Origin of the sequence: Euzebyella marina, assembly GCF_003687485.1 — a bacterium.
GTDB lineage: Bacteria > Bacteroidota > Bacteroidia > Flavobacteriales > Flavobacteriaceae > Euzebyella > Euzebyella marina.
Genome location: NZ_CP032050.1, coordinates 3,489,317 through 3,502,420, shown reverse-complemented (window position 1 = coordinate 3,502,420; position 13,104 = coordinate 3,489,317). Strand labels below are relative to the sequence as shown.

The window sequence follows — 13,104 nt, the reverse complement described above, 5'->3', positions numbered from 1 at the left end:
GGTTTTTACACATGTAAAATTTTCTTATTCTAATTCTTCAAGCATGTAATCCCCATAAAATCTCATTTTTTTTTGCTTAAACCTGAAAGTTAGCTACGGTAAAGCTACAAGAATTGTTATGCTCACGAAGGCTTAGATTACTATGGTTGAAGAATCTAATAGTTCCAATTATTGTTTAACCAATCTGATATTTGTGTCGTTTTAAAGGGTCTTTTTTATTATCCCTTTTAGTAAATTCTTTTACTAGAATAGCTCATTTCGGGAGAGGGTTACAGGTCCTGTAGGTAATCCTCCATTTAAATTGCTTTCAAATAAAATATTTATAGAATGTAATTGACAACATTTATGAATGCCAATGGGCTCTGGCTATATTAATATTAAAAGACATCAATTAACCACTGGAATATGGATTTCAAAATCCCAAAATAATCTAGAAGTGTTAGCATAAAATAAAGTATAAAAAATATAGCTAATATCCACCTTCCAAACCTTGTGCTAAACAACCAAAGTCTAGGGTTGTTGTTATCTCTATTGGGGGACATCGTATTAAATTAGAAAAGAGGTGTATCCATGAAATGAAAAATTTTAAAAAATAACCAAATAGGCTATTCAATATACATTATAAAATAGAGAATAAGTACATGAGAAGTATTAAATGACTAACTAGATTATAGTTCCAATTGTCTAATATTTTTAAATTTTTAAGTCTTCTACTTAATCTTTGAAGGTTTTTATTTTCATTGGTAAAATTATTTTACGTGCAACACGTGAATTGATACCATTTTAGTTTTGAAAATTTATATATATAGCCGACTGGTAACATTAGGATATATACGTTTTCGGAATGATTTTTAGTATAAGTGATGATAAAGCAAAGTGGTATGTGTTTATAAAAAAAATTGTTCCGATTTTATAAAAAGTGTTGAACCATCCGTCAATTTTGAATTTTAATTTCTAACTATCGTAAATGGCTTTTCATTTGAATTTTACTTTGTAAAAGAAGAAGGAAAAGCAAGAGGATAGCACGCTGGCGCGTGCTAGTGATAGTCCATCTCATTGTAAACCCCTTGCAACAAGGGGTTTGGAGGCTTGTTGGAGAATATCGGCACAAAGTTTTTTAATGGAAAAAGGCTATCAGGCCTTGTTTTGTGAGGAACTTTTAATGGAAAAATGGTCTTTTAAGGTTTTAGATAGTAGAGTAGTTCATTTTTGAACACCCATCGATAGTTCCTTATCAATTTCTTTTTATTGGTGCTCAAATCAATTCTACTGACCATTTGTTTGCAGGTCCTTTAGTTCTTGCACCTTTTCTATGAACCTCAGATGTTCAATTTCTATTTCCCTTAACCGTTGCCTAATCGATGCCTCGATTAAATTTCCCTGTGAACATTTATCATTTTGCTTTTTTTGAGGCAATCCGGTTTCATCACCTTCGATACGTATTCTGCAATTTTCATAGTGCCTGTTGAATATGGCTTCCATACTCCGGATGAAAATTCTCAGTTCCCTTTGGATGGAAATTATTTGGGCCCTGTCAATCTCGAATTCGTTCCCGTATCGGGCCACGCTATAGGAATGCTCCAATATCAACAAAAGTTCGTTGTTCTCCATATCCATGGTCTTGGGGAAGGGCCGTAGTGTAGGGAAGTACCTTTGGCAGTAGTTGATGTGGCTGATGATGCTATGGGTCACCCTAGCCTTCCCCATGCACATACGCTCCAAGAAACGGAACCCCAGTTCAAAGGCCTGGTGCATGTTGAAGGTGGCGATGGCATGGTTTCCTTCCCTGATAAGGATATCCGCCGTATGGGCAAAGGTTCCCACCTTCTCCATTTCGGAAGCCCGGTAGCGGATCGCCCTTTTAAGGATATTCCCTAGGTTCATCTCTGGATAGTCCAATAGGTTGCCGCCCTCGGAACGCACAAAGACGGTATGGCCAAGGCAGCAATGCTCCAAAAAATAGAGGGAGCCACGGGAAAGGGCCATCTCCGACTGTTCCTCTGTATAGATGCGTATCCGAAGGTTTGGATGGCTCTTGCCCTGTTTGGCCAACCAAGAAAGGACTTCATGGGGAATGGGGTCGTTATCGACATCTGCAATGAAGGTGAGGATGTGGTACGTTAAATTACCTTCCCTTTGTTCCTTGGAGAGAAAGACGGCATCGATGGTGATCACGTTCAGTATGCTATCTATGAGCCTGGAGAGTTCCTCCTTTTCTGTATAGATTTCCGGTATGTTCTTATAGTATTGCATGGCATTGTCAATTAAGGGGTTATAGATTTAAATCCCATATTAAGTCCATGTTTCCGTGTAGCCCACCAAGTGCGGTTGTATTTTATCGGAAGCGATTTGTATTTTACAATCGGATTATTGTGGGAAACACCCTATATTTGGTATATGGAGACAAAGACCAGGAACAACCATATCGGAAGGAAGATCAGCAGGATTAGAGAGCTAAGGGGAATGAAACAGGAAACCTTGGCCGAACAGTTGGGCATCAGCCAACAGGCGGTATCCAACATCGAGAACAGCGAAAAGGTGGAGGATTCGAAGTTGGGAGAGATAGCCAAGGCTTTGGGAGTCACCAAAGAAGGTATTGAAAACTTTTCGGAGGAATCCATTTTCCATAACATTAACAATTTTCATGACAACAGTGTAAACAATGGCCCATTAAACAATTTCCACTGTACTTTCAATCCTTTGGATAAATTGGTAGAAGCTTATGAAGAAAACAAGAAGCTTTATGAACGTCTTCTTCAAGCTGAAAAAGACAAAGTTGCCTATTTGGAAAAGCTAATCAAATAGATTGTTTTAGGTTGCAATAATTCCAATACTTTACAGGCCCTTGTTAATTTGAAATATCTTTATATCATAGAGCGGTAATATATAGGCAAATGCAAGTTCAATTTCGTACCAAAGATGAGGCCAATATGGAACAGGAAAGGGATTTCTTGGCACTGTCCCCTACAGAGCGTGTCTACAGTTTTTTGGATTTGATGCAGAACATACATAGGTTTCCCACGAAGGCCAAAGAGAGCCATGATAATTTCATTATCCAGATAACCACTGGAAAATGAGACAATGGAAAGATGATATTGACCTTTTCTTGGAAATGACCAACAAGCACGGGGTTAGGATGCTCATGGTAGGGGGTGGGGCAGTCAATTTTCACGGCCACCAAAGACACTCTGCGGATGTTGATTTTTGGATAGACCCAAATGAGGACAATTTCAAAAGGCTGGTAAAGGTATTCAATGATATGGGCTATGAGATTGAAGATTTACCCTTAGAAGTGAAGAAAGGTCAACAAAATATTTCTATTAAATTCTCTCCTGTCGATCTTAACCTTGAACTGATTACAAATTTTTCGGTTAACAAAAGTTTCGACCAAGCCTACGAAGCTGCCGAAGAAGCGTGGTTGGAGGAGCGCCCAAATCTAAAATGGAAAGTGCTCAACATTGACGATTTGATTACCAGTAAGCTTAAATCGGGAAGGCCCAAAGATTTAGCCGATGTTCAAGAGCTAAAAAGAATTAATAATATAGATTGATAGGTAAAATCCTATCCAATTACCGCCCAAGAATTAAAGTTAAATAAAAACCGTTACTGCACTCTTAATCGATACACGCTTATAACTTGCCTAGCGAATTGATTAAGTATTCCGCAAATCTAAGGGCATCTCCATGGGTAATATACTTTTGTTCCTCTACTATGTGCTTACATAGAATTTAGCTAACAAGAGATTTTTTAAAAAATATTAATCAGACTTACCGAAGAAATTTGATAGTTGCTATGGTAATTATGTATATCTACCATTTCTAATGGGAATGTAGGTTGCACCCTATCCGGATTTTAACTGACGTTTATCTTTCCGAACACTACAAAATCCGAATAGGAACCCTGTGCAAAAGTTTAAAGGTAAGATTTGGGACTTGCAGCTCTCCACTGCGCTCCGTTCGCTTACTTTATAATTTCTTTTACTTTTTCGTTTCTGAGCTTGTTTCGAAGTTTGAGCATGTCTTCACTAATTTTCTTCTTGAGGACCCTTGCATAGATTTGGGTAGTGGCCAATTTGGTATGCCCCAACATCTTCGAAACTGTTTCGATGGGAACACCATTGGAAAGTGTAACGGTCGTTGCAAAAGTATGGCGGGCCATGTGGAAGGTCAGGTTCTTTTTAATTCCGCAAAGGTCCGCTACCTCTTTTAGATAACTGTTGAGCTTTTGATTAGATATCCTGGGGAAAAGGGTATTTAATAACTTGGTTTTGGGATGACCAAGATATTTATTGATAAGTTCTAGCGATATGTCCAATAAAGGTAGTTCGTATAGATTTCCGTTTTTATTTCTCTTTGCTGAAATCCATTTGTTTCCATCGATTCCTATTTCAATATTCCTTGCCTTAAGATTGACGATATCTCCATAGGAAATTCCAGTGTGGCAACTAAAAAGAAATAAGTCTTTCACTATATCGAGCCTTTCGCAATGGGGTTTTAACTGAATGATTTTCTGAAGTTCGTCCTGATTTAAAAACTCACGCTGCCTTTTTTCCATACTGGGTTTGAACCTTATGAAAGGGTCATTTTGAATCCATTCCAATTCAATCGCCAGCTTGATTTGTTTTCTAAAGCGTTGGATGTGCTTCATCACGGCATTATTGGCAATGCGCTTTCGATAATGCTTTCTTGGCTGATACGTGCGCAAATAGCTTTCAAATTGAAGCAGAAACGAGTAGTTCAATTCATATAACGGATAGTCGCTCTTGCCGAACTGCTCGCGGACAAATTCAAGTATGTATTTTTGATTTGTCCTGTAATGGCATAGGGTTTTTGAAGCAAGCTTTTCGCGATTGGTCGTATTGTGAAAATTAAAGACGTCACTTAAATAATAAGCCTTTTTGTTTTCTCCCAAGTAACAGGATTTGATCTTTTCCACTGAAATGAAACTTCCATTGGACTTGAGCTCACGATAAAGCTGGAATAGGTCGGTCTTGACCTCTTCCAGATATTCGTTGATCAATTTTGAGGAAGTATTGGAACCCTTTGCACGCTGTTTTTTGGAATCCCATCGGTTGATATCAATCTTCTTTTTAAGGCTTATGTTGGCCTTTTGACCGTTAAGGCTTATTCGAACGTAAAGGCCTGCCTCATTATTGGCATCCGCCCGTTGCGCGTACTGCCAAAAAAGAATGGAAAATGTGCTAGTCGATCTCATAGAATTAGGTTTTAGTTAAACTGTTTTCTACGAAAGTCAAATCAACCAGTAAGAGGCTAACCGTCAGGGCGTTGGGTCGTTAAAATATGTTGACGATTTAAAAACCCAATGTTGACGATTTGTGAACTTTTTAAACCATTTTAAAGCAAAATAAATGATGGCTTAAAAAATGCAAAATCCTGCAAATCAGACGTTTTGCAGGATTTTGATTTAGTTTGGTTTCCCAAAAAGTGACTTGGCTGGGGCTCGAACCCAGGACCCTCTCCTTAAAAGGGAGATGCTCTACCAACTGAGCTACCAAGTCATTGCTTTGTTGCTGGCTTAGTGCCTTAAAGCGGGTGCAAATATAAGGCCTATTATTAATTAATCAAGGGGAAATAATGATATTTTTGTTTTTTATTGAATTTTAAAATAAATCCAAATTATGAAAATAGTCCTCCTAGGATATATGGGTAGTGGAAAATCGACTGTAGGTAAGCAACTTGCGAAAAATACAGGCATGAAATTGGTCGATTTGGATCACGAAATTGAGAGGAAAGAAAATTTAAAAATACCTGAAATTTTTGCCGTAAAAGGAGAAATCTATTTCAGAAAAAAGGAATCCGAGGTGCTTTTAGAGCAGTTGAACGAAGAAGAAAATGCCATTATATCGCTAGGAGGGGGCACACCTTGCTACGGAAACAACATGAAAATAGCTCTTGAGGCTTCCGAAAGTGTGATTTATTTAAAAGTTTCTATACCCGGTCTGGTACAAAGACTTTCAAAAGAAAAAGAGTTAAGACCTTTAATTAAGAATATTCCTGATGAAGAACTGCCTGAATTTATAGGGAAACATCTGTTCGAAAGAAACATTTTTTACAATCAAGCAAATTTGGTGATTGAATGTGATGGTAAATCGCCTGAACAAATTTCTGAAGAAATCGAAAGTAGATTAGTCTAGATAAACCATATCGTTTTTTGCCTGGAACTTTACGTGTACGTGTTCATGTAGCGATGTTGAAAGGGATATGCCTTTGAAATCGGCCTTTACAGGATACTTTTTGTGGTTTCGATTTACCAATACGGCAGTTTTAAGTCTTTTTAGCGGGGTTTTCAAAAAGTGGTGCACCCCATAAATGAGGGTGGTGCCAGAATTGAGAACATCGTCTACCAATACGACGGCTTTGTCTTTATATTTTTCTTCCGGTAAAGAAGTTGTAACACCGCTTTTTAAAGGGTTTTCCTTGTCCATAAAAACCGTGCACAGCGTAATTTCCAAGTCGGTTATTTTCTTTAGTACGGTTTGTATTTTCTTCGCAAAATTGAGACCTCCACCATCGATTCCTGCAATAACAATTTCTTGCTCATCTACGTTGGTTTCGTAAATCTGATAAGCAATTCTCTGTATGGTATGTTGTATTTGCTGATGTGAAAGAATCTTATTGTCCATGAGAGTTATATTTCCATTCAAATATATAGAAGATACATTTAACTGGGTTAGGTAAATTATAGTTCGTCAAAACCGTTTTTTATAGTATCGTCGGTATCATCGAGGTAGTCATCAATATCTCTGCGATCTTTCTTGGTAGGTCTTCCGGTGCCTTTTTTTCTATAATAGTCTTTACTTTGTTTTAACAGCTCGCTATGGGCAAAAGCTTCCTTCGGGGTAGTATCCTTACGATAAATGTCAACCAATTTGGCACCTACCCGACTTTCAGGAATATCCAACACGGTCAGCTGATAATCAATCTGGTTCTTTCTCACAATAATCTTATCCATAGGATAGACTTCACGAGAAGGCTTCACGGCCTGGCCATTAATCTTTATCTGCCCTTTCTTGCATGCGGTCGAAGCAATATTCCTTGTTTTGAAATACCGGGTGCTCCATAGAAATTTATCAATGCGCATAACCAAAAATCTTTGTTAAGTGCTCCTGCAAAAATAGGGGAAAATTGTATCTTGCCGCCCTTAAAGACAGATAGATGATAGTGAACCGAATTATTGTTCTTTTAGGCTTTGTGGGTATTTTATGTTCATGTAACAATGATGATGATAATACGCAGTCCGTTGAACCACCGAGATTCTTAAGTGAAGTTTTGGCCGAAGATGAGGCTGAAATTCAGGAGTATCTTAAAACACATTATTATAACTATGAAGATTTCGAAAGCCCATCTGAGGACTTCGATTATAAAATTGTTTTAAAGGAAATTCCGGAAGACGACACCACTAATATTCGACCCTTGTCAGAATTCGTAGAAACATTAGAAGTTAAGGTTCCTTCCAGTTTTTTTCTTATAGAAGGAGAGGAAGAAACCGTAGTTCATAATCTCTATTATGTGATTGCCCGACAAGGTATTGGTGACGCTTTAACTGTTGCCGATTCTGCTTATGTAAGTTATCAAGGTCAATTGCTTTCGGGTGATATTTTCGATAATTCTCGAGTCAATTCTCCCTTATGGTTCGATTTGGCAAATCTTCAAGTACCATCTTCTTCTATACTTACAGGTACAGCAGCAAGAGGATTTGGAGAGGCAGCGAGTTTATTGAAAGGTGGCGGTGAACCAATCTTGAATGAAGATGGAACTTATTCTGTCGATAATTATGGTGTTGGATTCTTTATCTTTCCATCAGGTCTCGGTTATTATAATATTGCACGTTCGGTAATACCTTCTTATAGTCCTATGATTTTCACAATGGATATGATTGCTGTAAAAGAAACTGATCATGATGGTGATGGCACCCCCTCAATGGACGAGGATAGTAATGGAGATGGATATCTTTACAATGATGATACTGATGGTGATGGTCTACCAGATTATTTAGATGCTGATACCAATTAGTTAAATACGAATTAAAAACATAAAAAGCCCCGACTGAACTCAGTCGGGGCTTTTTAATATCATTTTCTCAGTACTTATATCTTCAGCGACAAACTAACAATTAGCTGGTCTGGTCTGGCATCAATTCTACTAGGCCCCACGTTGGTGATATTTGTATTGATGAAAGTGGCTTCGTTATCATTAAAACCTCTTTCGTATCTAATGTCAATACCCAATCTTCCGAATTCAAGTCCCGCTCCTAAATTGGCACCTACAGTAAAATCGTTTTCAATATCGTTGATTCCGATACCATCAAATTCGGTATCGAGAATGTATTGAAAAGCCGGTCCCGCAAAAACATGTAAAGGACCAATAATCTTAACACCTACTAACAAAGGCGCATCTAACTTGCTAATATCGAATTTATCACCTTGGTAGTCCGACTTGGTTTTGGTATAAACCAACTCGGGCCTGAAATAAAGTCGACTTATGCCGATTTTTCCATAAAGCCCCAAATGATAACCTACATTACGGTCTGGTTCCCGGGCGGCGTCACCTATAGACTCAAAATAGTCGCCATTGGCACTATAGTTAAGCCCCCCTTTGATACCAATACCTGAAGCACTTTGTGAAAATGCAGCAAAGCTAGCCATAGCCAAGACTGCGGTAAGAATTGTTTTTTTCATAGTTCTCGTTTTAATACGTTGACAGCGTATCAAAAACGATACCACTATCACTTTCTTTTCATTACCTTTAAAACGGCCTCAACAATTGCTTTATTGTTAAGCCCGTATTTCTCCATTAGCTGTTCCGGTGTACCACTTTCACCAAAAGTATCTTGTGTAGCGATGAACTCCTGGGGCGTAGGGTGCTGATTTGCAAGTACTCTGGCGATACTTTCACCAAGACCACCGAGATAGTTATGCTCTTCACAAGTGACTATGCAACCTGTTTTTTTAACTGATTTTAACACAGCTTCCTCATCCAAAGGCTTGATAGTGTGAATGTTGATTACCTCTGCAGAAACGCCTTGCTCTTCAAGTTTTTCAGCTGCAATAAGTGCTTCCCATACCAAATGACCCGTAGCTACAATCGTTACATCGGTACCTTCGTTAAGCATTAACGCTTTTCCTATTTCGAATTTCTGGTTTTCAGGTGTGAAATTGGCAACCTTTGGTCTACCGAAACGTAGGTAAACCGGTCCTTCATATTCGGCGATAGCCAAAGTAGCCGCTTTGGTCTGATTGTAATCGCACGGGTTGATGACGGTCATGCCCGGAAGCATTTTCATCAAGCCTATATCTTCAAGAATTTGGTGGGTCGCACCATCTTCACCTAAAGTAATACCTGCGTGGCTAGCACAGATTTTCACGTTTTTGTCTGAATATGCGATCGATTGCCTTATTTGATCATAAACACGACCTGTTGCAAAGTTGGCGAAGGTACTGGCAAAAGGAATTTTACCACCTATGGTCAGACCTGCCGCGATACCCATCATATTGGCTTCTGCGATACCCGTTTGAAAGAAACGGTCAGGATTTTCATCTATAAAAGGTTGAATTTTTAGGGATGCAACCAAATCGGCACATAATGCTACCACATTCGGGTTCGTTCTGCCTAATTCGGTCATGGCGGCACCATAACCACTTCTAGTATCGTTCTTACCTTGATCTATATATTTTTTCATATCGTTGCCTGATATTCCCCATCAGGGAAAAGTTTTTAATCGTTTTAAAATAGTGAGCTTACTGTCGGTAATCGTAAATTAATAATCACCTAAAGTGACAGGGTTTTGAGATAAGGCATTTTCTAATTGCTCATCATTGGGTGCCTTACCATGCCAAGCATGCGTATGCATCATAAAATCAACACCGTTACCCATCATGGTATCTAGCATGATACAAACGGGTTTTCCCTTGCCTGTTCTGCTCTTGGCTTCTTGAAGCCCTTTAATAACCGATTTCAGGTCGTTACCTTGCTCCACTTCTACCACATCCCAACCAAAAGCCTCGAATTTGGCTTTGAGGTTGCCCATCGGTAAGACTTCTTTCGTTGGTCCGTCGATTTGCTGACCATTTCTATCAACTGTCGAAATTAGATTGTCTACCTTCTTTCCGGCAGCGTACATGATTGCTTCCCAGTTCTGACCTTCTTGTAACTCTCCGTCGCCATGTAGACTGAATACGAGGTGTTTGTCACCGTTCAGTTTTTTGGCCTGTGCGGCACCGATAGCGACCGACATACCTTGGCCAAGAGACCCTGAAGCCACTCTTACACCAGGTAAACCTTCATGGGTGGTCGGATGCCCTTGTAAACGTGAGTCGATTAATCGAAAAGTACCTAGTTCTTCAATAGGAAAGTATCCCTTTCTTGCCAAAACACTATAAAAAACGGGAGAAATATGACCGTTGGAAAGAAAAAAGAGATCTTCGTCCTTACCATCCATATCAAATTCATCCTTTAGCTCCATCACCTCATTATAAAGTGCGACTAAAAATTCAGTACAGCCCAAAGACCCGCCCGGGTGGCCCGAATTAACGTTATGAACCATTCTCAGGATATCTCTTCTGGTCTGTACCACAAGGTCCTGTAATTCTTCTAATTTTGCCATTTTAAATTGTTCGTTAGTAGTAAGTTTCAAAAGTAAACGCAATCTTTTGGGTTTACAAATTGCTCTATGGATATTTTCATGACTTTTTGTGAAATAAAGGCCGGAAAAGGGTGATTACTTGAGGGGATGAGATAAGTGCAGGTAAAATCATGGTTAGTAGTAGCCGAACAGGAAGAACTTTATTTTTTCGTTAAGGCAATTATGGTAGGTAGTTGATTATCTTTGCCCGCATAATTAAAGGTTTGAAGTTTACATTACATCATAAAGACCCGCAAAGTAAGGCGAGGGCCGGAACCATGGTCACCGACCATGGTGCGATTGAAACCCCGATTTTTATGCCAGTGGGTACGGTTGCTTCCGTCAAAAGCGTGCATCAGAGAGAATTAAAAGATGATATCAACCCCGATATTATTTTAGGGAATACCTACCATCTATTCTTAAGGCCCAAAATTGATATTCTTAAGAAGGCCGGCGGGCTGCACAAGTTCATGGGTTGGGACCGGAATATCTTGACAGATTCAGGAGGTTATCAAGTTTACTCTTTGTCAGGCAATCGTAAAATTAAAGAAGAAGGGGTCAAGTTCAAATCACATATTGATGGGTCGGTACACCTTTTTACCCCTGAACGTGTAATGGAAATTCAAAGGGTCATCGGTGCCGATATCATTATGGCATTTGACGAATGCACACCTTACCCATGTGATTATAAGTATGCCGAACGATCCATGCATATGACGCATAGGTGGTTAGAGCGCTGTATTACGCATTTGAAGAAGACACCTTTTGAATATGATTATGCGCAAACCTTTTTCCCCATCGTTCAAGGTTCAACATATTTAGATCTTAGAAAGCGCTCCGCTGAGTATATTGCCGGGATAGAAGCAGAGGGTAATGCTATCGGCGGGCTGAGTGTAGGCGAACCTGCAGAAGAAATGTATGCAATGACCGATGTAGTTTGTAGCATTTTACCTGAAGATAAACCTAGGTACCTTATGGGCGTGGGTACTCCTATAAACATACTTGAAAACATTGCTCTGGGCGTAGATATGTTCGATTGCGTAATGCCAACGCGAAACGCAAGAAACGGTATGTTATTTACCGCCTACGGAACCATCAATATTAAAAATAAAAAGTGGGAAGACGATTTTTCTCCCATCGATGAAATGGGCATTACTTTTGTTGATAAAGAATACACAAAGGCTTATTTGAGGCATCTTTTTGCGGCCAACGAATATCTTGGCAAGCAAATAGCGACCATTCACAACCTAGGGTTTTATATGTGGTTGGTTCGCGAGGCAAGAAAACATATTTTAGAAGGTGATTTTCTTGATTGGAAAAATCGAATGGTCAAACAAATGGATAATAGATTGTAGTGCTAACCATTCTAGATAAATATATTCTTAAACGATACCTCGTCACCTTCGCAGTGATGATCTTGCTGTTTATTCCCATTGGAATAATGGCGCACCTTGCTGAACAAATCGGAAAGATGCAGGCCAACGAGGCACCTTTGGATGAAATAATTATCTATTTCGGAAACTTTACAATTTATATAGGCAGTCTTCTTTTTCCTATATTTCTCTTCTTATCTATTATTTTCTTCACCTCTAAACTGGCGGGCAATACTGAGATTGTCGCCATTCTTAGTTCAGGTGTTTCGTACTCACGGTTTTTGCGACCCTACATTATTGGTGCTTCTATCATTGCCATTATTATGTTCATTATGGGCATGTTCGTAGTACCGTCGGCAAGTAAAGGGTTTAACGAATTTAAGTACAAGTACTTAAAAAAAGGCAAGCAAGATCGGGTAACCAATAATATTTTTACACAGCTAAACAAAAATGATTTTATTTATGTGAGTAGTTTTGACCCGGCACGTCAAATTGGTTACAATTTTACTTTTGAGCGTTTTGATGAAAACAACGAATTGGAATTCAAGATTTCAGCAGCCAATATTCGGTGGATCGAGAAAGACAGTTTGTATCGTTTGACTACCTATAATAAGAGAAAATTATTGAAGGACACTGCTCTGGTGGAGACTAAAAGAAGATTGGATACTCTATTTACTTTTGAAATCGGTGACCTTACTCCTGTGTCTTACGTGGCCGAAACCAAAGATATTTTTGAACTTAATCGATTTATCAAAGATCAAAGGGCCAAAGGCGCCTCTAATATCAATGCCTACGTATTGGTGAAATATAAACGTTGGGCGCTTCCAATAACAGCCTTTATTCTGACCGTTATCGCGGTTGCGGTTTCTTCGGTCAAAAGAAGGGGGGGTATGGGTGTAAACCTTGCCTTCGGTATCATAGTGGCATTTATCTATGTGTTTTTTGATAAGGTGTTCGGTACCTTGGCCGAACAATCCGGTTTTTCTCCCTTATTGGCAGTATTACTACCTAATATTCTATTTGGTGTTTTGGCCATTATCTTGCTTCAGAAAGCGAAACGATAAAGATTCACTAAAACCGTTGTATGTTA

General features: G+C 39.0%; 14 protein-coding genes and 1 tRNA gene. 7 read left to right on the top strand and 8 right to left on the bottom strand.

What is annotated here, in order from left to right:
* Window positions 1-1,266: 1,266 nt before the first annotated feature.
* A complete protein-coding gene (locus D1013_RS14990) occupies window positions 1,267-2,253 on the bottom strand; it encodes a HEPN domain-containing protein (protein ID WP_121849600.1) in 987 nt (328 codons plus the stop codon).
* A 144-nt stretch (window positions 2,254-2,397) separates the two neighbouring features.
* Between D1013_RS14990 and D1013_RS14985 the strand changes: the two genes are divergently transcribed.
* The 3 genes from D1013_RS14985 to D1013_RS14975 all read left to right on the top strand — a co-directional run bounded on the left by D1013_RS14985 (window position 2,398) and on the right by D1013_RS14975 (window position 3,550).
* Window positions 2,398-2,805 carry a helix-turn-helix domain-containing protein gene (locus D1013_RS14985; protein ID WP_121849599.1) on the top strand — a complete coding sequence of 136 codons (408 nt, stop codon included), beginning with the start codon at window positions 2,398-2,400 and terminating at the stop codon, window positions 2,803-2,805.
* An 89-nt stretch (window positions 2,806-2,894) separates the two neighbouring features.
* Window positions 2,895-3,077, top strand: a complete 183-nt coding sequence (locus D1013_RS14980; RefSeq protein ID WP_121849598.1) for a hypothetical protein — start codon at window positions 2,895-2,897, stop codon at window positions 3,075-3,077.
* Window positions 3,074-3,550, top strand: a complete 477-nt coding sequence (locus tag D1013_RS14975) for a nucleotidyl transferase AbiEii/AbiGii toxin family protein (protein ID WP_121849597.1) — start codon at window positions 3,074-3,076, stop codon at window positions 3,548-3,550. The genes D1013_RS14980 and D1013_RS14975 overlap by 4 nt, the downstream gene beginning before the upstream one ends.
* A gap of 410 nt (window positions 3,551-3,960) precedes the next feature.
* On the opposite strand, the gene D1013_RS14970 is transcribed toward D1013_RS14975, so the two are convergent.
* Together D1013_RS14970 and D1013_RS14965 are read right to left on the bottom strand one after the other, a co-directional pair.
* Window positions 3,961-5,214: a site-specific integrase gene (locus D1013_RS14970; RefSeq protein ID WP_121849596.1), complete on the bottom strand. Its 1,254-nt coding sequence runs from the start codon at window positions 5,212-5,214 to the stop codon at window positions 3,961-3,963.
* Between the two features lie 231 nt (window positions 5,215-5,445).
* Window positions 5,446-5,518 (bottom strand) — tRNA-Lys (locus tag D1013_RS14965).
* A gap of 120 nt (window positions 5,519-5,638) precedes the next feature.
* Here D1013_RS14965 and D1013_RS14960 point away from each other — a divergent pair.
* Window positions 5,639-6,154 (top strand): shikimate kinase, encoded by a 516-nt coding sequence (locus tag D1013_RS14960; protein WP_121849595.1) that lies wholly within the window; start codon window positions 5,639-5,641, stop codon window positions 6,152-6,154.
* On the opposite strand, the gene D1013_RS14955 is transcribed toward D1013_RS14960, so the two are convergent.
* A complete protein-coding gene (locus D1013_RS14955) occupies window positions 6,146-6,643 on the bottom strand; it encodes a phosphoribosyltransferase family protein (RefSeq protein ID WP_121849594.1) in 498 nt (165 codons plus the stop codon). The two genes, D1013_RS14960 and D1013_RS14955, sit on opposite strands and share 9 nt — an antisense overlap.
* A gap of 56 nt (window positions 6,644-6,699) precedes the next feature.
* The gene (locus D1013_RS14950) at window positions 6,700-7,101 is read right to left on the bottom strand and encodes an RNA-binding S4 domain-containing protein (RefSeq protein ID WP_121849593.1); all 402 of its coding nucleotides are present in this window, start codon (window positions 7,099-7,101) and stop codon (window positions 6,700-6,702) included.
* A 74-nt stretch (window positions 7,102-7,175) separates the two neighbouring features.
* Here D1013_RS14950 and D1013_RS14945 point away from each other — a divergent pair, with 74 nt between their 5' ends.
* On the top strand, window positions 7,176-8,033 hold the full coding sequence (locus D1013_RS14945) for an FKBP-type peptidyl-prolyl cis-trans isomerase (RefSeq protein WP_121849592.1): 858 nt from the start codon (window positions 7,176-7,178) through the stop codon (window positions 8,031-8,033).
* Between the two features lie 74 nt (window positions 8,034-8,107).
* Here the strand turns inward: D1013_RS14945 and D1013_RS14940 are convergent, their stop codons facing one another.
* From D1013_RS14940 to D1013_RS14930, 3 genes are all read right to left on the bottom strand, one after another.
* Window positions 8,108-8,698, bottom strand: a complete 591-nt coding sequence (locus D1013_RS14940) for an outer membrane beta-barrel protein (RefSeq protein ID WP_121849591.1) — start codon at window positions 8,696-8,698, stop codon at window positions 8,108-8,110.
* A gap of 47 nt (window positions 8,699-8,745) precedes the next feature.
* The gene (locus D1013_RS14935) at window positions 8,746-9,699 is read right to left on the bottom strand and encodes a transketolase family protein (protein WP_121849590.1); all 954 of its coding nucleotides are present in this window, start codon (window positions 9,697-9,699) and stop codon (window positions 8,746-8,748) included.
* Window positions 9,700-9,777: 78 nt separating this feature from the next.
* Window positions 9,778-10,653, bottom strand: a complete 876-nt coding sequence (locus tag D1013_RS14930; protein WP_225621530.1) for a transketolase — start codon at window positions 10,651-10,653, stop codon at window positions 9,778-9,780.
* Window positions 10,654-10,865: 212 nt separating this feature from the next.
* Here D1013_RS14930 and tgt point away from each other — a divergent pair, with 212 nt between their 5' ends.
* The gene (gene tgt / locus D1013_RS14925) at window positions 10,866-11,996 is read left to right on the top strand and encodes a tRNA guanosine(34) transglycosylase Tgt (RefSeq protein ID WP_121850753.1); all 1,131 of its coding nucleotides are present in this window, start codon (window positions 10,866-10,868) and stop codon (window positions 11,994-11,996) included.
* Window positions 11,996-13,078, top strand: a complete 1,083-nt coding sequence (locus tag D1013_RS14920; protein WP_121849588.1) for an LptF/LptG family permease — start codon at window positions 11,996-11,998, stop codon at window positions 13,076-13,078. The genes tgt and D1013_RS14920 overlap by 1 nt, the downstream gene beginning before the upstream one ends.
* The last annotated feature ends 26 nt before the right edge of the window (window positions 13,079-13,104 follow it).